This window comes from Shimazuella sp. NTD247, from assembly GCF_059510415.1.
This window is the reverse complement of record NZ_JCAJZU010000002.1, coordinates 86,576-109,777: the sequence shown is the minus strand read 5'-3', so window position 1 is coordinate 109,777 and position 23,202 is coordinate 86,576. Positions and strand designations below refer to the sequence as shown.

28 protein-coding genes are annotated in these 23,202 nt (G+C 39.6%); 21 read left to right on the top strand and 7 right to left on the bottom strand.

What is annotated here, in order from left to right:
• Positions 1-43: 43 nt before the first annotated feature.
• Genes AC5WOC_RS04865 through AC5WOC_RS04850 form a run of 4 tightly spaced genes read right to left on the bottom strand, consistent with a single transcriptional unit; the run spans position 44 to position 3,342 of the window.
• Entirely contained in the window at positions 44-499 is a 456-nt protein-coding gene (locus AC5WOC_RS04865; protein WP_496054274.1) for a DUF441 domain-containing protein, read from the bottom strand.
• 54 nt (positions 500-553) lie between these two features.
• On the bottom strand, positions 554-1,264 hold the full coding sequence (locus AC5WOC_RS04860; protein WP_496054273.1) for a 2-phosphosulfolactate phosphatase: 711 nt from the start codon (positions 1,262-1,264) through the stop codon (positions 554-556).
• Positions 1,261-2,031: a phosphosulfolactate synthase gene (comA, locus tag AC5WOC_RS04855; protein WP_496054272.1), complete on the bottom strand. Its 771-nt coding sequence runs from the start codon at positions 2,029-2,031 to the stop codon at positions 1,261-1,263. Before comA ends, AC5WOC_RS04860 begins: the two co-directional genes overlap by 4 nt.
• Positions 2,032-2,088: 57 nt before the next feature.
• Positions 2,089-3,342: an MFS transporter gene (locus AC5WOC_RS04850; RefSeq protein WP_496054271.1), complete on the bottom strand. Its 1,254-nt coding sequence runs from the start codon at positions 3,340-3,342 to the stop codon at positions 2,089-2,091.
• A gap of 321 nt (positions 3,343-3,663) precedes the next feature.
• Between AC5WOC_RS04850 and AC5WOC_RS04845 the strand changes: the two genes are divergently transcribed.
• The 12 genes from AC5WOC_RS04845 (at position 3,664) to AC5WOC_RS04790 (ending at position 12,644) form a co-directional block, all read left to right on the top strand.
• Positions 3,664-4,059, top strand: coding sequence for a CD1247 N-terminal domain-containing protein (locus AC5WOC_RS04845; protein ID WP_496054270.1), 396 nt, complete (start codon positions 3,664-3,666; stop codon positions 4,057-4,059).
• 241 nt (positions 4,060-4,300) lie between these two features.
• Positions 4,301-5,599: a helix-turn-helix domain-containing protein gene (locus AC5WOC_RS04840; protein WP_496054269.1), complete on the top strand. Its 1,299-nt coding sequence runs from the start codon at positions 4,301-4,303 to the stop codon at positions 5,597-5,599.
• A 123-nt stretch (positions 5,600-5,722) separates the two neighbouring features.
• Positions 5,723-6,682, top strand: coding sequence for a stage III sporulation protein AA (gene spoIIIAA / locus AC5WOC_RS04835; RefSeq protein ID WP_496054268.1), 960 nt, complete (start codon positions 5,723-5,725; stop codon positions 6,680-6,682).
• The gene (gene spoIIIAB, locus AC5WOC_RS04830; protein ID WP_496054267.1) at positions 6,670-7,188 is read left to right on the top strand and encodes a stage III sporulation protein SpoIIIAB; all 519 of its coding nucleotides are present in this window, start codon (positions 6,670-6,672) and stop codon (positions 7,186-7,188) included. The genes spoIIIAA and spoIIIAB overlap by 13 nt, the downstream gene beginning before the upstream one ends.
• Before the next feature lie 11 nt (positions 7,189-7,199).
• On the top strand, positions 7,200-7,406 hold the full coding sequence (spoIIIAC, locus tag AC5WOC_RS04825; RefSeq protein WP_496054266.1) for a stage III sporulation protein AC: 207 nt from the start codon (positions 7,200-7,202) through the stop codon (positions 7,404-7,406).
• A 16-nt stretch (positions 7,407-7,422) separates the two neighbouring features.
• Positions 7,423-7,812: a stage III sporulation protein AD gene (gene spoIIIAD / locus AC5WOC_RS04820; RefSeq protein ID WP_496054265.1), complete on the top strand. Its 390-nt coding sequence runs from the start codon at positions 7,423-7,425 to the stop codon at positions 7,810-7,812.
• Positions 7,813-7,823: 11 nt separating this feature from the next.
• Positions 7,824-9,014: a stage III sporulation protein AE gene (gene spoIIIAE, locus AC5WOC_RS04815; RefSeq protein ID WP_496054264.1), complete on the top strand. Its 1,191-nt coding sequence runs from the start codon at positions 7,824-7,826 to the stop codon at positions 9,012-9,014.
• 3 nt (positions 9,015-9,017) lie between these two features.
• The gene (spoIIIAF, locus tag AC5WOC_RS04810) at positions 9,018-9,635 is read left to right on the top strand and encodes a stage III sporulation protein AF (protein WP_496054263.1); all 618 of its coding nucleotides are present in this window, start codon (positions 9,018-9,020) and stop codon (positions 9,633-9,635) included.
• A gap of 24 nt (positions 9,636-9,659) precedes the next feature.
• Positions 9,660-10,232, top strand: a complete 573-nt coding sequence (gene spoIIIAG / locus AC5WOC_RS04805; protein ID WP_496054262.1) for a stage III sporulation protein AG — start codon at positions 9,660-9,662, stop codon at positions 10,230-10,232.
• Between the two features lie 13 nt (positions 10,233-10,245).
• On the top strand, positions 10,246-10,806 hold the full coding sequence (locus tag AC5WOC_RS04800) for a SpoIIIAH-like family protein (RefSeq protein ID WP_496054261.1): 561 nt from the start codon (positions 10,246-10,248) through the stop codon (positions 10,804-10,806).
• A 222-nt stretch (positions 10,807-11,028) separates the two neighbouring features.
• Positions 11,029-12,138 (top strand): hypothetical protein, encoded by a 1,110-nt coding sequence (locus tag AC5WOC_RS04795; protein ID WP_496054260.1) that lies wholly within the window; start codon positions 11,029-11,031, stop codon positions 12,136-12,138.
• A gap of 224 nt (positions 12,139-12,362) precedes the next feature.
• Entirely contained in the window at positions 12,363-12,644 is a 282-nt protein-coding gene (locus AC5WOC_RS04790) for a hypothetical protein (RefSeq protein ID WP_496054259.1), read from the top strand.
• A gap of 277 nt (positions 12,645-12,921) precedes the next feature.
• Here the strand turns inward: AC5WOC_RS04790 and pepF are convergent, their stop codons facing one another.
• Positions 12,922-14,715 carry an oligoendopeptidase F gene (gene pepF, locus AC5WOC_RS04785; RefSeq protein WP_496054258.1) on the bottom strand — a complete coding sequence of 598 codons (1,794 nt, stop codon included), beginning with the start codon at positions 14,713-14,715 and terminating at the stop codon, positions 12,922-12,924.
• A gap of 197 nt (positions 14,716-14,912) precedes the next feature.
• The gene (locus AC5WOC_RS04780; RefSeq protein WP_496054257.1) at positions 14,913-15,116 is read right to left on the bottom strand and encodes a hypothetical protein; all 204 of its coding nucleotides are present in this window, start codon (positions 15,114-15,116) and stop codon (positions 14,913-14,915) included.
• A gap of 183 nt (positions 15,117-15,299) precedes the next feature.
• Between AC5WOC_RS04780 and AC5WOC_RS04775 the strand changes: the two genes are divergently transcribed.
• The 5 genes from AC5WOC_RS04775 to nusB all read left to right on the top strand — a co-directional run bounded on the left by AC5WOC_RS04775 (position 15,300) and on the right by nusB (position 18,568).
• On the top strand, positions 15,300-15,611 hold the full coding sequence (locus tag AC5WOC_RS04775) for a hypothetical protein (protein ID WP_496054256.1): 312 nt from the start codon (positions 15,300-15,302) through the stop codon (positions 15,609-15,611).
• Between the two features lie 201 nt (positions 15,612-15,812).
• Positions 15,813-16,310, top strand: coding sequence for an acetyl-CoA carboxylase biotin carboxyl carrier protein (gene accB / locus AC5WOC_RS04770; protein ID WP_496054255.1), 498 nt, complete (start codon positions 15,813-15,815; stop codon positions 16,308-16,310).
• 15 nt (positions 16,311-16,325) lie between these two features.
• Positions 16,326-17,684 carry an acetyl-CoA carboxylase biotin carboxylase subunit gene (gene accC, locus AC5WOC_RS04765; RefSeq protein WP_496054254.1) on the top strand — a complete coding sequence of 453 codons (1,359 nt, stop codon included), beginning with the start codon at positions 16,326-16,328 and terminating at the stop codon, positions 17,682-17,684.
• Positions 17,684-18,073, top strand: a complete 390-nt coding sequence (locus AC5WOC_RS04760) for an Asp23/Gls24 family envelope stress response protein (protein ID WP_496054253.1) — start codon at positions 17,684-17,686, stop codon at positions 18,071-18,073. The genes accC and AC5WOC_RS04760 overlap by 1 nt, the downstream gene beginning before the upstream one ends.
• A gap of 87 nt (positions 18,074-18,160) precedes the next feature.
• Entirely contained in the window at positions 18,161-18,568 is a 408-nt protein-coding gene (gene nusB, locus AC5WOC_RS04755; RefSeq protein WP_496054252.1) for a transcription antitermination factor NusB, read from the top strand.
• Here the strand turns inward: nusB and AC5WOC_RS04750 are convergent.
• A complete protein-coding gene (locus tag AC5WOC_RS04750) occupies positions 18,561-19,718 on the bottom strand; it encodes an endonuclease Q family protein (protein WP_496054251.1) in 1,158 nt (385 codons plus the stop codon). The genes nusB and AC5WOC_RS04750 overlap by 8 nt on opposite strands.
• An 82-nt stretch (positions 19,719-19,800) precedes the next feature.
• Between AC5WOC_RS04750 and folD the strand changes: the two genes are divergently transcribed.
• Genes folD through AC5WOC_RS04730 form a run of 4 tightly spaced genes read left to right on the top strand, consistent with a single transcriptional unit; the run spans position 19,801 to position 23,165 of the window.
• Positions 19,801-20,649 (top strand): bifunctional methylenetetrahydrofolate dehydrogenase/methenyltetrahydrofolate cyclohydrolase FolD, encoded by an 849-nt coding sequence (gene folD / locus AC5WOC_RS04745; RefSeq protein WP_496054250.1) that lies wholly within the window; start codon positions 19,801-19,803, stop codon positions 20,647-20,649.
• Positions 20,649-21,995 (top strand): exodeoxyribonuclease VII large subunit, encoded by a 1,347-nt coding sequence (gene xseA / locus AC5WOC_RS04740; protein WP_496054249.1) that lies wholly within the window; start codon positions 20,649-20,651, stop codon positions 21,993-21,995. Before folD ends, xseA begins: the two co-directional genes overlap by 1 nt.
• Positions 21,992-22,228 (top strand): exodeoxyribonuclease VII small subunit, encoded by a 237-nt coding sequence (gene xseB, locus AC5WOC_RS04735; RefSeq protein ID WP_496054248.1) that lies wholly within the window; start codon positions 21,992-21,994, stop codon positions 22,226-22,228. The genes xseA and xseB overlap by 4 nt, the downstream gene beginning before the upstream one ends.
• Before the next feature lie 40 nt (positions 22,229-22,268).
• Positions 22,269-23,165, top strand: coding sequence for a polyprenyl synthetase family protein (locus AC5WOC_RS04730; RefSeq protein WP_496054247.1), 897 nt, complete (start codon positions 22,269-22,271; stop codon positions 23,163-23,165).
• The last annotated feature ends 37 nt before the right edge of the window (positions 23,166-23,202 follow it).

The following is a 23,202-nucleotide window of genomic DNA, read 5'->3' as shown; positions in this document are numbered from 1 at the left end:
ATTTTATGAAAAAGAGGTACAAACGGGTAGGTATGACTGCGGATTACCTTGCGAAATATTGGAATATTTTAAGTAAAAATGCAGTGATCCCTGCTGCCATTAGAGGACCCACAGGGATTCCACGCATAAATACAATGCCAATGATTGAACCCATTACTAAACCGATTACTAGTTCTGGATCCAGTTTCAATAAATCCAATCCTTTTCCGTTCATATAAGTAGCAGACAATCCACCAATTAGTGCTAATATACCTGGAAGTGTGGTGAAAATTTGACCAATATCTTTGATAGAGACTTTGCCAGATGCAAAAGGAACAAGTACTGCAATGGTTAAAAATAATAAACCAAACTCAAGACCTCTTCTCTCTACACCTGGAAAAAAGCGTTCGAGATGAATGAGTTTTAAAATGAGAAGGAAACTTGCTGCTGTGGCAATAATAGGAGATCTTCCTATTAATCCTATAACGATAAGCAAAACAAGTATCAGGTCTGAGTTCATAGTCATACCCCTGTCCATAAAGTATGTTATCAAATTATGTACAAGTGATAGACTTTATGAATCAATACGGACAACTCCTTTTTCAACAAACGGTACAACTGCATACTTGTCTATTTGTAAACAATCTTCCACATCGCTCCATTTCTCTATTTTTTTTAGTCTTTTGGATGATCTGCTCTGTTTGAGCAGAGAAAAATTATTTTGTTTTACAACGGGATAACAATTAGCCAAAAGCAGTCCTGCATCATCTGGTTTTACATCATATTGGTCAGAAAGAATTTGAGCAAGTAAACCAGCTGCTGCACTGTCTTCTAAAGAAAAATCCCCTCTCGTGCCAGAACAAAAAATTACGATGTCTTTACCTAAACCAGCTGCTTTTTTGGCACACGCACTACTGTTGACAAAAGATCCAATTAACAAATTCTCAGCTGGAGAAGAAAGCACAATCGCTTGGGTCCCATTTCTTGTACGAAAAGCAATCCATTGTTCTCTTATTTTTGCATCACGGTATTCTGCAGGGGAATTTCCAAGATCGAATGAATCTGGTTTTAACCCATTATCTTCTCCTGCCACTAACATTCCTTTCTCACGATAAGCGAGAGCTTCCTCAATGGTTCTTACTGGAATGATTCCTTTTGCTCCATGAGCCATTGCAGTTACGATGCTCGTCGTCGCACGAAGGATATCGAGAACAATAACCGTTTTTCCTTGGAGAATTTCTGTGTAATCTTTTTCTTCTGGATAAAACAAAATAGAAAGTTTCATTTGGTTCCTCTCCATAATTTTGTAGTATCTGCGCGAAGTCCATGGCGAAGTGCTTCGACGGAAAGAGCATCGCTTGGTGCAATGTTACCAAGATTAACCTCTGAACCGACTAATTCCATCAGTTTTACTTGCTGTGCTTTTTTAGGAGTTTCCCAGATACATTTTGCACTATCAATGGAGTTTTGAACAGTTTTAACATACTCCGTATCGACATCTCCATTTTTATTATAAATTCCGATATTCTCCCCTGTCTCCCGTCCTTCCAAGATAACATAAGATGAACCGGCATCAATATCGGCTTGAAATTGTTGAACAAAAACAGAGGGGGATGTAGTACTACCTGCTTCTTTTTTTCCTATTTCTGTGATGACATGAAAACCTTTACTGCGTGCTTTTTGGATAAGTGAACTTCGCTCATCCATGTCATAATCAACAATACCACTGGAAATTTCTATCCAGTGAAATCCTTGTTGTTTTAACCAGTCCATATATGAATCTGCCTTTTTTTCCATATAAGCAACTTCAAAGAAAGTTCCACCAGGGTAAATAGCGACATCATGTTGATAAGAAAGTTTTAATTTCTCTTTTACGATCTGTTCTGGTGTTAATGCTAATGTTCCAAATCCCAATTTGATAAAATCGATAGAATCACCTGCAATAGATAATAAATCTGCAAATGCATTTGGCCCAAGTCCTTTGTCCATTATCATGGTTACACCAGTTTTTCTAGGTTTTTTCCTGCGTTGATCAGATGTCCAATGATTCAATTTCATCACTCCCTTTTTCTTACTATTTTAGCAGCAATAAAGATGCAGCATGATAGGTCAGGGTGAATGAAGTTGTTTTTTTATCACAAATATTCGTGAGCGATCCTCTTTCCCGCGAATACGCTGCGGCCGATGAATGAGGAAAAAACTGAGTAAAAATGCTGCTAGAAGAAGACTGGCAGTTCCAAAATAAAGAAGAAATGGTTTTTTTGCAAGTGCTCCAAAAATAGGAGGTCCTAATGCTACTCCAAAGAAACGCACACTACTGTATAAAGAAGTAATAATCCCTCTTTCTTTTAATCGGATCGCCGAAGTGATCATCATATTAAGACAAGGTAAAATCAATCCAGCTCCGATACCGATCAATGAAAATAATGTAAGCAGAAAAAATAAGTTGTTTGAAAAAAGAACCCCTATTAAGGGTAATCCAAGAAAAATTAATCCGGTTAATATCAAATGTTTCATTTTTCCTATTTGATTTTTTACATGACTGCCCGTCAAGTAGGAAGTAACACACATAGCTAAAAGAGGAATGGAAAGAAATAAGCCTTTGCGAATGCCTGTCATATGAAAAGTAGTTTCTAAAGTATCTGAAAGAGCAAATAAAGTTCCAAACATCGTAAACATGGTCATTGCTCCAACATAAAAAGACACACGCAGCCAACGGCCGTGTTGATGAAAATTGTCTTTTATATGTGTCAAATAATCATGGATAGAAGTAGGAGTGTCTGTTTTCTTTTCCTGAGTTCGTACCCACAGTGAAATTGCAGCTGGTATACAGAGAATAGGGAAAATAAAAAACATCGCATACCAACTGAGTAAAGACACAATAGAGCCTAAAATGGGACTTAATACTTTCCCCATTCCATTTGCTGCCTCAATTGTTCCCAAAGCTTTACTTCTCTCTTCCTTTTCATAAAGATCACTCGTGAGAACCATCACAATGGGGGCAGTTCCTGCTGCTCCGATACCTTGGATTACTCTCGTCCACAAAAGGAGGTTAAATCCGCCGCCAAAAGTAGCGACCAATCCAGATAATATTCCGCCTATCCCGTATAAAAAGAGACTAGTAATGATTACTTTTTTTCGACCGATTCGATCTGCTAAGAAACCAGCAATCGGGATCATACAAGCAGCAGGAAAAGAAAAGACAGTGATCAGCAGCCCAACTTTGGTGTCGCTGACACCATATATTCGTTGAATAGTAGAGAAAACAGGGATGAGCATCGAATTACCAAGAACCATGATAATGGGAATACTGCATAATGTTAACAATGTTCCCCATCCTTGTTTAACTGGCTTTGCGGGCATAGCTTTGTGTCCCCTTTCACAGGAAGGATGTATCTCAATTTGTGTAGGATTGATAAAAATAGTTCCAGCAAAGATATTTACTTGAGCTTTGAGCACCTTCTTGCAATTGGTTTTGCTTATAGTTCCGCTCTGATTATCGTTGTAGCGTTCTTTATACTGCATGTGTTGTAAGCGGATTCGGGACAAAATACAAGTAAATTTGCTCATCTAAAATCATATATTCTATTTTTTGGATATCTCGAATTTCTATGCATGATGAATGACACAATATCGAAATGGCGAAACTATTCCTAAGTAGTAAAAGGAAAGGGATGGTAAGCGATGTATGATCGCCTTCGTAGAGAATTATCCTATGTGGAAGGCCTTTTAGAAGGTTCTGCTCAAATGAATAATCCAGAAACAAAAGCTGTCCAAAGATTGATTGGCATTGTGGATGAACTGGTAGAAGCTGGACAAAAATTAGATGTTCGTCAATCGGAATTAGAAGAGTATGCAGAAGCAATTGATGAAGATCTGAATGATTTGGAACTATTGATCTATGAAGATGAAGAGGATGATACATATTTAATTACCTGTCCGGAATGTGGAGAGGATGTATCCGTAGATTTAGATGATCTCGAAGATGAAGAAATTGATTTACTCTGCCCGAACTGCCACACAACACTTAACATCGAAGATGCAAGTGATGTAGAAATAATTGAGGAAATGAAACATTAACTGTTTTTTTAAAAAGGGAATTCAAATATTTATTTGTTTCTACAAAATAACCCTTCATCTGTGGAGGGTTATTTTAAATTTAGATGAATCCATACACGAACTATTTTTCTTTTCTATTTTTTATGTTTTCAGAATACGGGGAAATATGGTACAATACTGTTGAGATAAATAATTATAGAAAATAAAAAAATCCCTATGAAACCATTTAGGGCTGTTTGTTTTATAGAGGAGAGGGGAAAGTATGGCATTTGTAGATTTAAATTTAGTAGGAGAAGCAATCCGTAATTATCGCAAAGAAAAACGATTTCGACTGGAAGATTTGGCAGATGAGAATATTTCCGTTTCGACCATCAGTAATATCGAACGAGGATTTGCACATGTAAAGCAAGAGAAAGTCAACTATTTATTACAAAAGCTAGGAATTGATCTCTCGGATCTGACGACTTTAGAACATAATTTGCAGAAAAAAGATGAACATATCATGTTACAGTTAACTGCTGTAGAGTCGTGGATAGTCTGTAACGAAGAATCGAAAGCGCTTACAGAAATGAACTCTATCAAACTTTCTGATCAACACCCATCAGCTGCGAAAGGAATGTTTTTAAAAGGGAAATGCCATCAACGATTAGAAGAATGGAAAAAATCTGTTCATGCTTTTTATGAATCGATCCGACTCAGTCGTTTGCAGGAGGATTCAATGCATTCATTAGAAGGAGCTTGTTATGATGAGCTCTCTTATAATGCTTTTATACAAAACGATCTGCATCAAGCATTGACTTATGTTGAAAAAGGCTTACTTGTTCCATCAATCGACCAAGAGACAGCGTTTTCATTAATTAAAAATAAAGCATTGTATTTGCTAAAGCTTTCCAGAGAATCAGAAGCACTGAAATGGATAAAAGATTATTGGGAACAGGTAATCGAATCAGCACATGTTGATTTAGTTTTAGGATTTTACCAAATTCGTGTAAAATTGCTTCTACATGCAGAAATGTGGGAAGAAGCTCGTGCATTTGCAGAAGAAGGAATTGAATTGGCAAAATGCCATGAGAAATTCGATGCACTTTGTGTGTTATGGGGAGAATTAGGGAAAATATATGCCAGCCAGCGGGATTATTCATTTGCAGAGATATGTTTTCGTACATCTCAAGTATTTGAGTATCATGTCAAAAACAAATCAGCACTTATCTCTACGTATACCTTTTATGGAAAATTGCTTCAAGAACAAAAAGAATATGATGCAGCAAGCATTTTATTAAACAAGGCAATTGTTCTAGGAGAAAAGTACAGAGAAATAAAAGATTTAATTCGAGCGTACTTGACAATGGGCCAAGTAAAATTAGCAAATGATAACAACACAGAAGCAATGGATTATTTTCATATGGCGAGGAAATTAGCATCTGAAAATCAGTTGCCAACCTTAGCATATGAGGCAATTTTCCAAGCTGCCAAGGTCTATCAGGAAATTGATTCGGATAAGTTTGTCGCTTGTACGGTAGAGATGTATGAGATGCAGATGGAAATGAATAGTGCCCAGTAACCATTTTTGATAGAAGACTACTAGTGAAAAACTAGTAGTTTTTTTCTTTTTGTAAGCATAAAGGAAACAAGCCCACCATAAGCATGATGATAAAACAAGTTTGAATGGGAATTGAGGTGTCAAATGGATTTAAAACCAATCTATCAAATTTTGCCTCTGTCCATTCGAAACCGAATTCAATCTCTTCCTCGTACCATTTTGTCGGCATTGGAGGAAGTAAGAATTCGGCAAGATCGACCTTTAGAGGTGATTGCAGCAGGGAAGACATGGTTTGTAAGTGATCATCAACAATTGCTGTTGGAACCCAAACAGGCAGTTTTGCCCACACGGGAAGAGTGTTTAAAATTACTCAATTTAATCAGCAATCATTCCCTGTATGCCTTGGAAGAAGAATTAAAAATGGGTTATATCACCGTGGAAGGAGGACATCGAATCGGATTATGCGGGAAAGTGATTACGGAAAGAGGAAGAGTAAAACATCTACGTGATGTTACAGGTTTTAATGTACGGGTAGCTAGGCAGCTCAAAGGTGTTGGGGCAACACTCCTGCCGATTATCTGTCATCAAGACGAGATTAAAAATTTATTGATCGTTTCTCCTCCAGCTTGCGGAAAAACGACTCTACTTCGTGATTTAGCCCGATTAATTAGTACAGGTGAGGGATGTACAGCAAGAAAAGTTGGAATTGTGGACGAACGATCCGAAATTGCTGGATGTGTTGCAGGAGTCCCGCAACATGATGTAGGAACTCGTACGGATGTGTTGGATGCTTGTCCTAAAGCAGAGGGAATGATGATGTTGATTCGTTCCATGTCGCCAGAAGTTATTGTTGTTGATGAGATTGGTCGAAAAGAAGACACAGAGGCGATTCATGAAGCGGTCTATGCTGGGGTGCATTTGTTTACAACTGCGCACGGCAGTTCTATAGATGAGCTGCGAAAACGTCCCATTTTAAAAGAGTTGATTGAAGAAGGAGTATTTGATCGGATTGTTTTTCTCAGTAGACGAGCTGGTCCTGGAACCATTGAGGCAGTCTATGATGGGAACTGCAAACTAATGAGGGTTACAGCTTGTTCAAGCTAATAGGATGTATCTTTCTTCTCTTTGCTTCGAGTGGGATTGGATTCGTTTTAGCTGGGAAATTGGCATCTAGACCAAAGCAGATTCGTCGATTGATAGGTGCCTTAGCGATTTTGGAAAGTGAAATTAACTATGGTTCTAGAAAACTGTCTGATGCTTGTATGCACATTGCAGTTCGAGATATTCCGTTGGTCAGCAATTTGTTTCGTTTGATGAGTATCCAATTGACGACGATGGATGGTGCCGCTACTTATGAATGCTTAAACAAAGCTGTACAGCAATGGTGGTCGTCTACTGCTATGAAAAGCAGTGAAAAAGAAGTATTTCTCCAATTTTGTAAAACTTTAGGTAGTTCTGATCGGCTGGATCAACTCGCTCATTTCGATTTGGCCAAACAAAATTTAAAAGTCGAAGAACAGAAGGCAAGAGAAGAACAATTTCAATATGAAAAGATGGTTCGCACCTTAGGTGTTCTTGCAGGAGCGCTCCTGATTATCTTGTTGTACTAGGGGAGATCCGAATGCCGTATAACGTTGACACCGTGTTTCAAATTGCAGGAATTGGGATTATTGTCGCAATGATTCACACCGTTTTAAAGCAGATGGGAAAAGAAGATTTTGCTCATTGGGTTACATTGTTTGGCTTTGGTGTAGTGCTTTTTATGATTGTTATGCTGTTACAAGATTTATTTACTACGATAAAAAATGTCTTCTTGTTTCGAACGTGATAAGGAGGCGATCCGCTTGGAGATAATCCAGGTGGTGGGGCTCGGGTTAATTGCAACCTTTTTAGTACTTGTAATAAAAGAACAAAAACCCGTCTTCGCCTTTCTTTTGGCTACATTTACTGGCATCATCATTTTCATTTCGCTCGCTGGAAAAATTGCTGAGGTAGTAAAGATTTTAGAGCATTTAGCGACACAGGCTCATGTAAATCAATTGTTTCTGACGACGATTTTAAAAATTATCGGAATCGCATACATAACAGAATTTGGTGCACAGGTGACCAGAGATGCTGGCCAAGGTTCCATCGCTGCAAAGATTGAATTATCCGGCAAGATTTTGATTATGGTGATGGCCATTCCAATCATTACTGTCATTATTGAAACAGTGATGCAGATATTACCAACGTGAGGAGGAATGATATGCAGAACATGTTTCGCCTCCTCTTACTGGTTTGCTTTTTTCTTATCGTATCTATCCAGGTGGCAGATGCCAATACACAAACAGATGCAACACAGAACAATGAAGGATTAATTCGTTCTCAGCTCAATCAAATGCAGCTGACAGAAGTAGAGTCATTTTGGTCTCAACTTCGCTCTACTTATGGACAGTATTTTCAAGAGAAAGATTTACCTAGTTTAATGGAACTGATAACAAATCAGAAATCTTTTACTTGGAAAAACATTTTGTCTGCGTTTGCGCATTATTTTTTTCATGAAGTATTACAAGGTGGAAAGTTACTAGGCAGCATTATTGTTCTTACCGTTTTTAGTATGATTCTCGCTACCTTGCAAACAGCGTTTGAAAGAAATCAAGTGAGCAAAGTGGCATATGCTGTCGTGTTTATGGTTTTAATTGTTTTGGCAGTAGATAGTTTTTCGATTGCGATTTCTGCTGCAAAACATGCCATAGGCGGAATGGTTGATTTTATGCTGGCATTGGTTCCGTTGTTATTAGCCCTCTTAGCGACAATGGGTAATATTGGCTCTGTCACATTTTTTCATCCGCTGATTATTTTTATGATTCATGTGATTGGAACAATTATTTATACCGTAGTATTACCTCTCTTGTTTTTCTCTACTATTTTGCATATTGTCAGCAGTCTTTCTGAGAAGTACAAAGTAAATCAATTGGCAGACTTAATGCGTAAAGTAAGTGTGGGTGTTTTAGGTATTCTTTTGACACTATTTCTCGGGGTTCTGTCTATTCAAGGAGCAACAACCGCAGTAGCAGATGGCATAACCATTCGAACAGCAAAATATATTAGTGGTAACTTTGTCCCGGTTGTTGGTAGAACCATTGCAGATGCAACCGATACAGTAGTAGGTGCTTCTTTATTAGTGAAGAACAGCGTAGGACTAGCTGGTGTCATTATCTTGTTGTTGATCTGTGCTTTTCCGGCGTTAAAAATTCTTACTTTGAGTTTTATTTACAATTTCTCCGCAGCCATCATGCAGCCATTGGGAACGAGTCCGATTATCGCCAGTTTAGCAACAATAGGACGCACATTACTTTATGTATTTGCTGCTTTAGCAGCAGTAGGATTGATGTTTTTTCTAGCGATCACCATTGTCATTACATCAGGGAATTTATCGATGATGATCAGGGGGTAGAAAATGGATTGGATCAGTGATTGGATCAGACAGATTATTTTAATCATTTTCATCGCTACCTTTATCGATTTACTTCTCCCTAGTTCTTCATTAGAGCGTTATGTCAAACTCATCATGGGTTTAATCATCATCGTCTCTATTTTACAGCCTGTATTGCAGCTTGTTTTGAGTGAAGAGAAGTGGTCGAAGTTTTCTGCCATTATTTCGCCTTCACTGGCCATCGATCATTACGATTCATTAGAAAAAATCAAAGAAAATAGTTCCCAGTTAACGAATGTTCAACAAGAAGAGATACAAAAACAATTTCAAAAATCCATTACTACTTGGATCGAACAACAAGTAAGCCAAAAATACCATGTAAAGGTGGTGAGTGCCAAAGTAACTGCTGATTTCAAACAATCTGCTCCAGTAATTTCGCAAATTGATGTAGAAGGAGTAAAAGAAGTAACTAGTAATTCGACAGGTGTAGTGAAACCCATTGAACCAATAGAGGTGACAGGTTCTTCCGCCGCAAATAATAGAACTGTTGAGCAGGATACGAAGATGCAGCACGAGATCCAATCGTTTATTGGCAGTGCATGGAGTATAAACACCAATCAAGTTAACGTACAGATTCACTAGTTCGTAAGTGTAGGAGTGAAGGACATGCTCCAAAAATGGTTGCCAAAGGGAAAGAAATGGCATTATTTGATTTTGATTGGCTGTATAGGGGTAGGAATATTGCTGTTTTCCTCTTTTTTAACGACACAAGAGGAAGATGCTATTTCCAATCCGCTCACTGCAAAAGATGAACCCAAAACAACGACAATGAAAAATGGAATGCAAGATTATGAAGAACAGTTTGAGACGGAGTTGTCTGCCATTCTCAGTAAAGTCGTTGGAGTCAGTGATGTTTCCGTAGTTGTTAATCTGGATTCTACAGAAGAAGAAGTACTTCAATCGGATACACGAGAATCAGAGCAAACAACAAATGAAGCAGATACCAGGGGCGGATCGCGATCCGTCAATCAAAATAACACAGATAAAAAAACCTCGGTATATCGAACAAACCAAGGAGAACAACCGATTATTATTAAACGTTTAAAACCAAGAGTAAGAGGAGTGCTCGTTGTTGCACGCGGGGTAGAAAATTTACAAGTACGAGCACTTGTCATGGAAGCAGTGCAACGAATATTGGATGTACCTGCTTACCGGATTTCGATCTTACCAAGAGGTTGAGGAGGAAATAAAAATGACAATGAATCGCCAAACAATGTGGCTAGTAACGATGCTAACACTAATGGTAGTACTATCTGCTTACTATATAGTTACTGGACCTGATCAACCTGCAGGCCCTGCCATCCAAAGTATTGATGAAATGGGAAATGTCAAAAATGATCAGGTTCAAGTAGATATCAGATCATTGGAAAAACCAGCAGCGGTAAAACAAGAATCAAGTGAGACAAGTGATTATTTTGTCAGTTATCATATGCAGCGAAACACGACCAGAGAAAAAGAATTAGAAGGTTATTATCAAGTTTTAATGAACCCGACTTCAACCAAACAAGAATTAGAGACAGCAAATGCAAAAATTGAAGCAATGAACAAACTGGACAAATCTGAAAGCGCCCTTGAAGAACAAATCCGTGATGCTGGGTTCCAAGACGTTGTTGTGATGCAAGAGAACAATCATGTGAATATCATCGTTCAAAGCAAAGCATTAACAAGAAAAAAAGCAGTAGAAATTATCACCATGGCACAGAAACAAATGCAAGTTGCCGCAAATCAAGTTTCGGTAGCATATAAGGCGTAGGAAGCGTTTTGACTAAACGCTTCTTTTTTTCTTTAGAAGAGTAGATATATTGTAAAAGAAATCGAGTGAAATTTTATTCAAATCAAGTTTTAAGAGATAAATTTGCTTTTTGTTGTTACTTAAAATGATGAGATTAAATTTTCATAATTTATCGTCTACATAAATGGGAATATATAGTATTATAGCAATAGAATGTGTGTGGAGGAGAGGAAAATTGATCCAATGAATAAAATACAAAAAGATAAATTAGCAAAATGGTTGAAGCTAATTTCACTTGGTATCTTCTGTACGATTGCTGGCCTTATTATTTATCAATATACTCAAACTTATGCACAATCTTCTACAGTTAAAATACAAATCCAAACGAAATTAGTCGGAAATTATGTTGTTTTTAAAGATGTAAAAAAGGAGATAATGGATAATCTTCCATCACAAAGTGTAGAGAAAGAATTGGACGCAGGTCCTATAGCTTACGAAGATACAGAGCAATTATCCAGTAATGTCAATCAAACTTTGGCCCCGGAGCCAAATAAACAAAGCTCGAAAATAGTAGAACCAAAATCAAATTCTTTTGCAGCGACCTTTTCAAAAAAAGCATCAACACCAGCAGTAAAATCAATTCGTTTTAAAGGCAATGCAAAGAATATTTTATCGAAAACAGCACCAAAGCATCCAACTTCTAGACCGAATTCAAAGTCAAAACCGAATTCAAAGTCAAAACCGAAGCCAAAGCCAAAACCGAATTCAAAATCAAAACCAAAACCGAATTCAAAACCAAAACCAGATTCGAAGCCAAAACCAGATTCGAAACCAAAACCAAAGCCAAAACCAGAACCAGACTCGAAGCCAAAACCAGAACAAAAACCCAAGGACAAGGGTAAAAGCAAGGACAAAGACAAAGGTAAAGACAAAAGCAAAGGTAAAAACAAAGACAAAGGTAAAAGCAAAGACAAAGGTAAAAGCAAAGACAAAGGCAAGAGCAAAAGCAAAGACAAAAGCAAAGACAAGGGTAAAAGCAAGGACAAAGGCAAAGGTAAGAGCAAAGGCAAAGGCAAAGGTAAGAGCAAGGGCAAAGGCAAAGGTAAGAGCAAGGGCAAAGACAAAAACAAAGGCAAAAGCAAGGACAAAGGCAAAGGTAAAGGCAAAAGTAAAGGCAAAGGCAAAGGTAAGAGCAAAAGCAAAGGCAAAGGTAAGAGCAAGGGCAAAGACAAAAACAAAGGTAAAGGCAAAGGTAAAGGCAAAGGTAAAAGCAAAGACAAAGGCAAAGGTAAGAGCAAGGGCAAAGACAAAAACAAAGGTAAAGGCAAAGGTAAAGGCAAAGGTCAAAACTAAAACCAAAGTCAAAGTCAAAGCAAAAAAATCTTGGGTTGGGTTAGCTTGGTAATGAAAATAGTCATGAGGCTATCGTCCCAAGAATCCAACGGCTTTAGCCGTATGGAGTTGTCAATGGGTTTATTCTATTCATTCATGAATGGTGTTGATTCTTTTTTTAGATATAGATACACTACCAATAAGGAAGAAAACCTTCCTGTAAATGCCAAGTAGAAAGGTCAACCATGCCTACTCTGAAGGATGCAATTGCGCGAGTAAAGAAGCTCGATCTACGGACTGATTCCGGTCGTACCAAGGCTTTTCAGCTTCTGGATCCCTATGTTTCGCAGATTGCAGGTACAGCGGCTGGACATGTTTATCTAATTGCTGGCGGTCCTGATGTTATTGAGGAGGCTGGCGGTATTCGTGTTGCTTTTAAGGGTAAAGATATTTTTGTATACAAGGATGCTAAGAAACATTCTGGTATGCTCGGTGAGTATGCAAACTTTCTGAGGGCTCAGCTGTAAACATCAGTGGATTGACCAATTAAGGGTGGTGGACAGCGAGAGTTGTCCACCACCTCATCATATTGTCTGCCGATTATTTTTACCTATATCCATTTGAGGTAGTTATGAGCTAATTGCTGTAATTGTTCAATTAACCATAAGCGAATATCTAACAAACTGTGTGATGAACTTGCAAAAAAATAATAAACGAGCAATAAATCAATATATGATCTTTAACAAAAAAGATGACCTCTGTCCACCATACAGAGATCATCTTTTTATACATTTAAAATGCCCTTTACAGCAATTCTTCTAACTCATCGAGATAACTTCTATAAACATCAAATGCAGATTGAATCGGGGCTGGCTGGGTCATGTCCACACCAGCTCGCTGCAAGACTTCAATCGGCCCGGCAGAGCTGCCGGATGACAGGAACGTGAGATAACGATCGACTGCGGGTTTGCCTTCTTCAAGTATTTGTTTTGCTAGGGCAGTCGCAGCACTGGTGCCAGTGGCGTATTGGTACACATAAAAGTCATAGTAGAAGTGAGGGATACGGGACCATTCCAGTCCGATCTGCTCATCTACAATAATGTCATTACCAAAATACTTTTTGTTTAATTCATAATACGTTTTGGTCAATGATTCGGCTGTTAAGGCTTCTCCGTTTTGCGCCTTTTGGTGGATGAGCAGTTCAAACTCTGCGAACATCGTTTGCCGGAAAACCGTTCCACGAAACTTATCGACTTGATGATTTAAGAGGTAAAGACGATCATTGCGATCCGTCGTCGTTTTTAACAAGTAATCACTTAAAATCGCTTCGTTACAAGTAGAAGCTACTTCTGCAACAAAGATGGAATAGTCTCCATATGCATAAGGCTGGGTTTTACGCGTGTAATAGCTGTGCATCGAGTGTCCTAATTCATGCGCCAATGTAAACATATTATCCATGTTGTCTTGCCAGTTTAAGAGTACAAAGGGATTTGTTCCATATGTACCAAAGGAGTATGCGCCGCTGCGTTTTCCTTGGTTTTCGTACACGTCAATCCAACCATCACGGAATGCATGCTGCAATGTTTCGCGGTATTCTGCTCCCAGTGGTGCCAGACCTCTAATGACAATATCTTTTGCTTCTTCAAACGTAATTTTTTTCGGCTGGTGTTTGATGAATGGTGTATACAAATCGTACATATGCAACTCATCGACACCCATCGCTTTTTTACGCAGTTTAATGTAACGATGTAACTGCGGGAGATTTTCATGGACAATAGCAATCAATTGATCATATACTTTTTCAGGAATATTGTTTCCGCTTAACGACCGCTGACGAGCAGAATCATAATGACGCAAACGAGCGATTAAATTATGTTTTTTTACATGCGAAGATAAGGTACTGGCAAATGTATTTTTCAAACTTCCATACGTATCGTATACGCCATGAAATGTATCTTTTCGCACACGGGAATCGCTGTTTTCCAATAGCTGAATCATACGTCCGTGTGTGATTTCGATTTCATTGCCGTTGTCATCCGTGATCGTTGGGAACTTGATATCCGCATTGTTCAACAACCCGTATGTATTGCGTGCGGAACCTAAGACTTCACTCGCCTCTGCCAAAAGTGCCTCTTCTTTTGCCGAAAGCACATGGGGGCGGAAACGATCGAGTTCTTCCAGTTCATATTGGTATACGAGTAACTTTGGTTCGTCGTTCAAAAATGCTTGTATGGTAGAAGCAGGAATTGCGAGAATTTCCGGTTTCATATAAGACAATGCACTGCTTACTTCCGTTGTTAACGTAGTCGCACGGTCATTAAAAGCTTGATAGTGAGAGTTAGTCGTATCTTCATCATACCGCATCCGTGCATACACAAATAATTTGCCAATCCGAGAAGAGACTTCATCCCGCAGTGACAATGCTTGGTAAAACGCCGTTGCAGACTCTGCTAATTTACCATCAAATTGGCGTAAGGCAGGAATTTGCTGGCGTACAGCTGCAAATTCTTCTTCCCAAGCGCCATCTGTAGGGAAAATCGATTCCAGTTTCCACTGGTAGGCTTTGTCTTGCTCGGAACGTAATGGTAATTTGGACATCAATAGGGTCCTCCTAAGGGAGTGAAATTGGTAGGAAAGCTACGTACTTATTATATCCTAAAAGGGGAATGGGGGAGAAATAAAAAAGAACTCCTATTGGATATGGAGTATCTAGATAAATTATTTTTCATACCATTAAATACTTTAGTGCCGCACTGACTCATCTTTAAGATGTCGTCAGTGCGGCGTTGGTCTTATCAGCCGATCGACTTGAACTTTGCCTTCAGCCAGAGAAAGGCGTAAATGACGGCAATAAGAGCCGCAACTCCCATAAAGTTACCGAAAGTTGTCGAAAGACAGTAGTGGACGATCTGCTTGGCGAGACTTGCGAGTAGATCGATGAGACCATCTGCAGCTCTTTCAGCAGCAGCTCCCAGACCACCGAAACTTCCATCAGCCATTGTAACTCCCTTTGTAGCTGGTATTCTGACAATTTTATTATACATATCATTAGATTATAAGTAAATATTATTTGTATTAATATATAAAGTTGAATTTGTATATGTAATTGAAAGATAATTTGGTATAATGATGGATGATAGGGGAGATCCCCATCATTTCCATATTAGTGGAAGGATGTACTCATGTCTGATGTTCCCAACCTGGAAGGTCTCTTCACGCGGATGGCAGAGTTCGATGAACTGCTGAACCAAATGTCTCCCGTCGAGCGTAAGGCACTCAAGAAGAGGCTTGAGCAGAAGGGGCTTGTCAGCAAGCTGGACACTCAGCTGAATGGCCTTGCTACTGATGATACTGTTCAGGAGGCATTCCAGCAGGCTGGTGCTCCTATCAAGGGCGCCATTACTGAGAAGGATGTCAAGAAGGCAGCCTCGCACCCTGAGGTGAAGAAGAATAAGAAGAAGCTTCCCAAGGGTGCTCAGAAGAACCTGGGTTAAGCTCCACTAATTGCCCCCACTCTTTGTTGTTTAGAGGGTGGGGGCAAACTGCATTTAAAGAGATAATCGAATTTATATTTGAATTTCATATTTTTTTACATTATTCTACTAAGCAGATAGATAGATAAACCCAACACTAGCCTTTTGGAGAAAAAATAGATATGATAGGGACGTAATGTTTTCAAGGAGGAAAAAGGCAGAATGACATTAAAAATGCATGAAATACGTGAACTTATTCAATTAATCGATGACTCATCCATTGACGAGTTTGAACTCGAAAAAGACGGCGAAAAGGTAGTAATTCGCAAAGCGAAGCCAGAAGTAATCACACAACAAATCGCTGCTCCTGCTGCATTTGTACCGCCTGTAACAGCACAACAAGCAATTGCTCCTGTGCAGGCACAGACGGAACAAACACCAGCACCACCACCAGCAGCAGAGGCATCAACCGACACCAACTTACATAAAATTGTATCCCCGATGGTCGGTACGTTTTACCGAGCTTCCTCACCAGATGCTGATCCATATGTGAGCGAAGGAGATTCCATAAACAACAAATCTGTTGTATGTATCGTAGAAGCAATGAAACTAATGAATGAACTAGAAGCAGAGGTAAATGGCACCATTGTGGAAGTATTGGCAGAAAATGGCCAACTTGTCGAGTATGGTCAGCCCTTATTCCTCGTGAAGCCTTCTTAGGAAGGAGTGTAATCTATGTTTAAAAAAGTATTAGTTGCAAACCGTGGAGAAATCGCTGTACGTATTATCCGTGCCTGCCGGGAACTGGGAATTGCGACAGTAGCCATTTTTTCGGAAGCAGACCGTGAAGCGCTGCATGTTACCCTCGCTGACGAGGCATATTGTGTGGGACCTGCGATGGCTCGTGACAGCTATCTGAATATGACCAATATCATGAGTGCCGCGACACTGCTACAAGCAGATGCGATTCATCCCGGATATGGATTTTTGGCGGAAAATGCTGCATTTGCAGAACTGTGTGCGAGCTGCAATATCACTTTTATCGGTCCTTCTCCAGAAGCGATTGTCAAAATGGGAGATAAAACAACCGCAAGAGACACCATGAAAGATAGCGGAGTACCCGTTGTACCGGGGACGGAAGGCGTTATTGAAGACGTAGATGAAGCACTTTCAACAGCAAGAGATATCGGCTTCCCTGTAATCGTAAAAGCAACTGCTGGCGGCGGCGGAAAAGGAATGCGTATTGTCAATAGCGGAGAAGAACTTGTTAACGCAGTAAAATTAGCACAAAAAGAAGCAGAAGCCAATTTTGGCAATCCTGGCGTATACTTGGAGAAGTTTTTAGTAGAACCTTGTCACATCGAAATCCAAGTATTGGCAGACAATCATGGCAATGTGATTCATTTGGGAGAACGGGACTGCTCGATCCAGCGCCGCTACCAAAAATTGATTGAGGAAGCTCCGTCTCCTGCTGTTTCACCGGAAATACGAGAGAAGATGGGGCAAGCCGCGATAGCAGCAGCCAAATCAGTAAACTACTCAGGTGCAGGTACGATTGAATTTTTGCTCGATCGAGATCAAAATTTCTACTTCATGGAAATGAATACAAGAATTCAAGTAGAACACCCTGTTACAGAGTTAATTACTGGTGTAGATTTAGTAAAAGAACAGATTTTGGTGGCAGCAGGACAACCGCTGTCCGTTGCGCAGGATGATATTCAAATTAATGGCTGGGCAATCGAATGCCGGATCAATGCAGAGCGTCCCGATAAAAACTTTATGCCTTCTCCTGGTACGATAGAATTTTATTTGCCTCCAGGTGGAAACGGTGTAAGGGTTGATAGTGCATGCTATCCGGGTTATACTATTACACCCTACTACGATTCAATGGTTGCTAAATTGATCGTTTGGGGTAAAGATAGAGATGAGGCTGTAGCAAGAATGAGCCGAGCACTGACTGAATTTGCTGTTCAGGGAGTGCATACAACAATTCCTTTCCATATCAAGATGATGGCTCAACCAAATTTTGTGGCCGGCGATTTTCATATTCAGTTCTTGGAAGGGATAAACTTGTTTGAAGAAGGTGATTTGTAATGGAACGTGTAGGTCCTTTGGGCAAGGTTGAAATTGCACCAGAAGTGCTTGAAATAATTGCTGGTATGGCTGCTTCCAAAGTAGAAGGAGTAAGCGGCATGAAGGGCGGAGTAGTTGGAGATATCAATCAACTGCTCGGCAGAAAAAACTTGCGTCAAGGTATTCAAGTTGCTTTGAATGAGCAGACCGCAATTCAGGTATCGATCATAGTTGAGTATGGTTATCATATTCCAAACGTGGGTCAAGAAGTACAAGAGCAAGTAAAATCAGCAATTGAAGCGATGACAGGTATTGTGGTGGATCAAGTGATCGTTCAAGTAGAGGGCATTCGTGTGCCGCAGGTAGAGAAGTCAAAAGAAAAGCAAGAGAAACCAAATCGATTAAAATAGCGAAAAATATGGGTGCTTTTGTTAAAAAGAATGGCAAGAAGAGAAACCGAGCCTTTTTGGCTCGGATTTTTTTGGAGGTGAAACAGAATGAGTCGTCGATTGGTTCGTGAATTGGTAGTTCAACGGCAGTATCAACAATTAGTACATCCAGAGGATCAAGGGGACATTTTTGCACCAAATGAGGCAAAACTTTCTGAGGAAGATAGAGCATATTATGAAATTGTTCGTAATGGATTAGGTGAACATTTCGAACAGATTGACCCGTATATCAGCAAATATGTCAAAAGCGGCTGGTCTTTGGATCGCTTATCGATTGTCGATCGGGCAGTTTTGCGCTTAGCGATATATGAATTGTTATACCAGACTGACATACCTGCAAAAGTAGTTGTTAATGAAGCAGTTGATTTGGCAAAAGCCTTTAGTGGAGAAGAAGCAGGGCGTTTTGTTAATGGAATACTTGGCAAAGTTATTGCAGAATTAGAAATAACTAAGTGATTTTTCCATATTTCCCGCCGCCGCCTTGTTGTAAAGAGAGTCCGCTTTGCCTAGCTTCTAATATATAGTTGGCTAATGCCGTATTGGTGAGCTCGGCAATTTCGCTGATAGGTGCTTGATGCAGCACATTCATCTCTGAGCCGAATTTTTGTATCAGTTTTTGGATTGTCTGCCTTCCGACTTTTGGAAGAAATTCAAGTGGAACCTGATGTATATAAGGAGCCCGATAGCTCGGTGAATGAGAGATTTGATCGGCAAGCATGGCAATTCTCTCTTTTACTCCTGCTACTTCTTTTGTACTGCCGCATGTTGGACAAGGGTGTTTAGATATGGTTTTGGGTAGATTACAACCTAAACAGATGGTTTGATGATATTTTCCCAACAGTGGATTTAAACCATAGTTAGCAACGATTTTTCTCCCGTATTTTCGGTGCAATACATACTCCAATTCTTGAAAAGAAGCTTCCTCTACCAAAAATTCGTTGTACTCTCTCCCGATCTTTGGCAGGGAATGTGCATCGGAATTTGTTAGAAAAGACAAATCTTTCAGCTCAGAAATCTGATCTGCCATAAATGTGTCTGCACTTAATCCTAGTTCCACTGCATCCAATTTTTGTGGATCAAGTAAATCTTTAATAGATGTGGCAGCACTTCCGTAAATGCTTTTAAATGGAGTGAAGATATGTGCTGGTACAATGAGACCGCCAAGTCCTTTTACTTTATCAACCAGTGTAGTTACAGGCTGATAGAGCCGTTGTGTGCTCAATTGGACATTTTTCATATGAAGCTGTAACCAAGAACTGAATTGTTTGATGACAGCGAGTGTTGGAAAATATGCGAGCATATGAAAAGGAGCAGAATTTGGTTCTCTGCACTCGATTTCTACTCCAAGAATACAGACGGCATTTTGATAAATGATCCCACCATGTGGATGTTCTTGATAAGTACCATCTTGCAGTTTGTTTTCTATTTCTTTTTGAATCGGTGGAGACTGGGAGTCGATGACCCCGATCAAGGATATTCCTTTATTTTGACTAGCTTCTGCTATCACAGAATGAAAAGTCATATTTTTTGCAGCAGTAATTTTTATAGGTAAATTGCTTTCGGATCTTCCTAGGTGGATATGAAGATCAGCATATATTTGTTTCATCTTCGCTTCCTCCTAGCATATGCTTACATGTTTTTCAAACAAATGGTAAACTACAGATATTATATAAAGAGGTGGAGCCATAATGCCAGCAAAAATAATTAGTGGAAAACAAATCGCTGCTGATATACGGGCAGAATTAAAAGCGGAAGTACATACGTTACTAGAAAATAGTATTTTTCCAAAATTAGTAGTTATTCTCGTCGGCAACGATCCTGCTTCTGAATCTTATATTAAAGGAAAAATCAAAGCAGCAGATGAGATTGGAATGGAGTCTGTTTTAATTCGTTTTAAAGAGACGATTAGTGAAGAAGAATTGCTCGCAAAAGTAGAAGAATTAAACCAGGATGGATCTGTACATGGAATTTTGGTTCAACTCCCATTACCAAAACACATTTCAGAACAAAGAGTGATTGAAACCATCGCGGCTGAAAAGGATGTAGATGGATTTCACCCTGAAAGCGTCGGTCGTATGGTAATTGGATTGGAAACCTTTTTATCATGTACGCCGGCCGGAATTATGCAATTGCTAAAACGATCAGATGTAACTTTACAAGGAAAACATGCTGTGGTAGTCGGGAGAAGCAACATTGTTGGCAAACCAATTTCTTTGATGCTGCTACAAGCAGATGCAACCGTTACGATCTGTCATTCCAAAACAGTTAACCTTTCAGAAATTACAAAGCAGGCAGACGTATTGATTGCAGCAGTTGGCAGAGCTGAAATGATAACCAAAGATCATGTAAAACCTGGTGCGGTTGTCATCGATGTTGGAGTAAACCGTACAGAAGCAGGGCTGGTTGGAGACGTAAAGTTCGACGAAGTAAGCCAAATCGCTTCTGCTATAACTCCTGTACCTGGTGGAGTTGGGCCGATGACTATTACCATGTTAATGGCAAATACAATTGAATCTGCGAAAAGGCACAATCGCTAATGACAAAAGAGGTATGGACTGTTCGGCAAGTAGTGGCTCATCTTACATCACTTGTGAGCAAAGATAAAAAATCACAGTCACTGCGTGTCGAAGGGGAGATCTCCAATTTTACGCATCATGCAAGCGGGCACATGTACTTCACCTTAAAAGATGAATCGGCACGGATGAGAGTAGTATTTTTTGCGCGATTTGCTCGCTATTTACTCTTCAAACCGAAAAATGGGGATCGTGTGACGATACGGGGACAACTTGATGTATATGACCGAGATGGACAAGTTCAGATTCGAGCTTTGGAGATGCGCAACAGTGGACAAGGTGATTTGTTTACGCGTTTTCAATACTTAAAAGAACAGTTAGAAGCACAAGGGATTTTTCAACGATCCAAAAAAGCTTTACCGACTTTTCCAAAAAATATCGGATTGATCACTTCACCACATGGAGCTGCGGTAAGAGATATCATTACTACGTTACAGCGTCGTTATCCAATAGCAAATGTATTACTTTATCCAGTTCAAGTACAAGGAGATGTTGCAGCATGGGAGATATCAAACGCCATTGGTGAAATGAATCGCAGAGCAGAAGTGGATGTTTTAATCGTTGGTCGAGGCGGAGGTTCTATTGAAGAATTATGGGCATTTAATGAAGAGTTGGTCGTAAGAAGTATTGCGAATTCATCGATTCCTATTATCTCTGCAGTCGGCCATGAAACAGATACAACTCTCAGTGATTTAGCTGCGGACACACGGGCTGCTACTCCTACTGCTGCTGCCGAACTCGCAGTTCCTAATCAGGTTGAATTAAAAAATAAATTAGAGTCTGTTTGCATTCGATTAAGCAATCTGCCACAAAAGATGTTAGATCAAGGACATCAACAGCTAGATCGTTTAATGGAACGTCCCATTTTTTTGCATCCTGATCGAAAGCTGGCTCCTCACCAAGAAAAATTTCACTATTTGACAAAGCGAATGCGTCATGCTTTTGAGGCAAAATATGCACAAGAGGATAGAAAATTAGAACGTGCTGTTCATCGTATGAAATCGGTTCAACCCTATACGAAATTGTCGGATGCAAAAACAAAATTGCAGCACATGACAAGAGAAAAAACCATACTTTTTAAACAAGCGATGGAGCAAAAGGAGAAGCGTTTTCTTCAACTGATTACTCGTTTGGAATCAGTCAGCCCATTGGCGGTGATGAAACGTGGATACTCTTTGGTTTATCATATGGCAAAAGATGAGCTGGTTACTTCGATTCAGCAAGTAAACCCTGGAGACTTATTGAGCGTGCAGCTGGCTGAAGGGAGACTAAAATGCCAAGTATGGAAAAAAGAGGAGGAGAAGCGATGAGTGAATTGACGTTTGAAGAAGCGATGGAAAGATTGGAAGAAGTAGTATCGAAATTAGAGCAAGGTGATATTCCTTTAGAAGAAGCAATTCAACTATATGGGGAAGGAACCAAATTAGCAGGCGTATGTCGCAAAAAATTAGATTGGGCAGAACAGCAAGTGGAGATATTGATAGAAGAGAATGGTGATTGGACCAAAAAACCATTTCATCCCATTCGTGAAGAAAACACCTAGTAGACGAGAACCAGTATACGTTGAAAGAAGGAAAACGAGGATGAAAGAAGCGAAAACTTACATACAACATATGGCAGAACTCGTCCATCAGGAATTGGATAAAATAAGTCAAAGCTGGACCGATATACCACCCGTTTTGCAAGAGGCAATGCGATATTCGCTTTTAGCTGGAGGGAAGCGCATTCGTCCAGTGCTCACGATCGCAACATTGGAAGCACTGGGTGGAAATAAAAATTTGGCTTTACCTTTTGGCTGTGCCATTGAAATGATACATACATACTCGTTAATACATGATGATCTTCCCGCTATGGATGATGATGACTATCGCCGTGGTAAATGGACAAATCATAAAGTATACGGAGAAGCAGTAGCTATTTTAGCTGGTGATGCTCTGTTAACTGAGGCATTTCATTTGTTTGCGCAAGGTGCAGAAAATGCAGAACTCACCGCTTCGGTCTCCATGGGCATCGTGAAAGAAGCAGTTCGCTATGCGGGTGCAAAAGGCATGATCAACGGTCAAGTTTTAGATATGCAAAGCGAAAATAGAACCCTGACATTAGAAGAATTAGAAGAAGTACACCGTAGAAAAACCGGTGATTTGATCACCTTCGCTGTACGTGTTGGTGCACACCTTGGAGGAGCAAATAAAGATACGTTAGATGCTTTAACGACATTTGCTTATTCCTTGGGACTCGCTTTTCAAATTCAAGATGATATTTTGGATGTTATAGGAGACCAATCAGTTATTGGCAAACCAATTGGCAGTGATGAAGATAACCATAAGGCAACGTATCCAGTTTTATTGGGAATCGAGGAATCGAAAGAGAGATTACAACAATGCATCAGAGACGCAAGAGAGTCGATCCAGCATCGAAATGATTTAAATCCCCAGAGATTACTGGAGTTAGCTGATTATTTACTGGTACGGGACAGGTAAGGGAACCTGTGCTATAATGTTTTTTAAATATCCAGCA

What these genes read in the sequence shown, in the direction of transcription:
- spoIIIAA (WP_496054268.1), top strand. Translation starts at nt 5,723, where the DNA reads ATGGATTTAAAACCAATCTATCAAATTTTGCCTCTGTCCATTCGAAAC.
- AC5WOC_RS04760 (WP_496054253.1), top strand. Translation starts at nt 17,684, where the DNA reads ATGGAACGTGTAGGTCCTTTGGGCAAGGTTGAAATTGCACCAGAAGTG.
- AC5WOC_RS04845 (WP_496054270.1), top strand. Translation starts at nt 3,664, where the DNA reads ATGTATGATCGCCTTCGTAGAGAATTATCCTATGTGGAAGGCCTTTTA.
- AC5WOC_RS04850 (WP_496054271.1), bottom strand. Translation starts at nt 3,342, where the DNA reads ATGCCCGCAAAGCCAGTTAAACAAGGATGGGGAACATTGTTAACATTA.
- AC5WOC_RS04730 (WP_496054247.1), top strand. Translation starts at nt 22,269, where the DNA reads ATGAAAGAAGCGAAAACTTACATACAACATATGGCAGAACTCGTCCAT.
- spoIIIAE (WP_496054264.1), top strand. Translation starts at nt 7,824, where the DNA reads ATGCAGAACATGTTTCGCCTCCTCTTACTGGTTTGCTTTTTTCTTATC.
- AC5WOC_RS04800 (WP_496054261.1), top strand. Translation starts at nt 10,246, where the DNA reads ATGACAATGAATCGCCAAACAATGTGGCTAGTAACGATGCTAACACTA.
- spoIIIAF (WP_496054263.1), top strand. Translation starts at nt 9,018, where the DNA reads ATGGATTGGATCAGTGATTGGATCAGACAGATTATTTTAATCATTTTC.
- AC5WOC_RS04750 (WP_496054251.1), bottom strand. Translation starts at nt 19,718, where the DNA reads ATGAAACAAATATATGCTGATCTTCATATCCACCTAGGAAGATCCGAA.
- AC5WOC_RS04780 (WP_496054257.1), bottom strand. Translation starts at nt 15,116, where the DNA reads ATGGCTGATGGAAGTTTCGGTGGTCTGGGAGCTGCTGCTGAAAGAGCT.
- AC5WOC_RS04860 (WP_496054273.1), bottom strand. Translation starts at nt 1,264, where the DNA reads ATGAAACTTTCTATTTTGTTTTATCCAGAAGAAAAAGATTACACAGAA.
- accB (WP_496054255.1), top strand. Translation starts at nt 15,813, where the DNA reads ATGACATTAAAAATGCATGAAATACGTGAACTTATTCAATTAATCGAT.
- AC5WOC_RS04775 (WP_496054256.1), top strand. Translation starts at nt 15,300, where the DNA reads ATGTCTGATGTTCCCAACCTGGAAGGTCTCTTCACGCGGATGGCAGAG.
- AC5WOC_RS04790 (WP_496054259.1), top strand. Translation starts at nt 12,363, where the DNA reads ATGCCTACTCTGAAGGATGCAATTGCGCGAGTAAAGAAGCTCGATCTA.
- pepF (WP_496054258.1), bottom strand. Translation starts at nt 14,715, where the DNA reads ATGTCCAAATTACCATTACGTTCCGAGCAAGACAAAGCCTACCAGTGG.
- AC5WOC_RS04795 (WP_496054260.1), top strand. Translation starts at nt 11,029, where the DNA reads ATGAATAAAATACAAAAAGATAAATTAGCAAAATGGTTGAAGCTAATT.
- xseB (WP_496054248.1), top strand. Translation starts at nt 21,992, where the DNA reads ATGAGTGAATTGACGTTTGAAGAAGCGATGGAAAGATTGGAAGAAGTA.
- folD (WP_496054250.1), top strand. Translation starts at nt 19,801, where the DNA reads ATGCCAGCAAAAATAATTAGTGGAAAACAAATCGCTGCTGATATACGG.
- accC (WP_496054254.1), top strand. Translation starts at nt 16,326, where the DNA reads ATGTTTAAAAAAGTATTAGTTGCAAACCGTGGAGAAATCGCTGTACGT.
- spoIIIAC (WP_496054266.1), top strand. Translation starts at nt 7,200, where the DNA reads ATGCCGTATAACGTTGACACCGTGTTTCAAATTGCAGGAATTGGGATT.
- nusB (WP_496054252.1), top strand. Translation starts at nt 18,161, where the DNA reads ATGAGTCGTCGATTGGTTCGTGAATTGGTAGTTCAACGGCAGTATCAA.
- spoIIIAG (WP_496054262.1), top strand. Translation starts at nt 9,660, where the DNA reads ATGCTCCAAAAATGGTTGCCAAAGGGAAAGAAATGGCATTATTTGATT.
- xseA (WP_496054249.1), top strand. Translation starts at nt 20,649, where the DNA reads ATGACAAAAGAGGTATGGACTGTTCGGCAAGTAGTGGCTCATCTTACA.
- AC5WOC_RS04840 (WP_496054269.1), top strand. Translation starts at nt 4,301, where the DNA reads ATGGCATTTGTAGATTTAAATTTAGTAGGAGAAGCAATCCGTAATTAT.
- AC5WOC_RS04865 (WP_496054274.1), bottom strand. Translation starts at nt 499, where the DNA reads ATGAACTCAGACCTGATACTTGTTTTGCTTATCGTTATAGGATTAATA.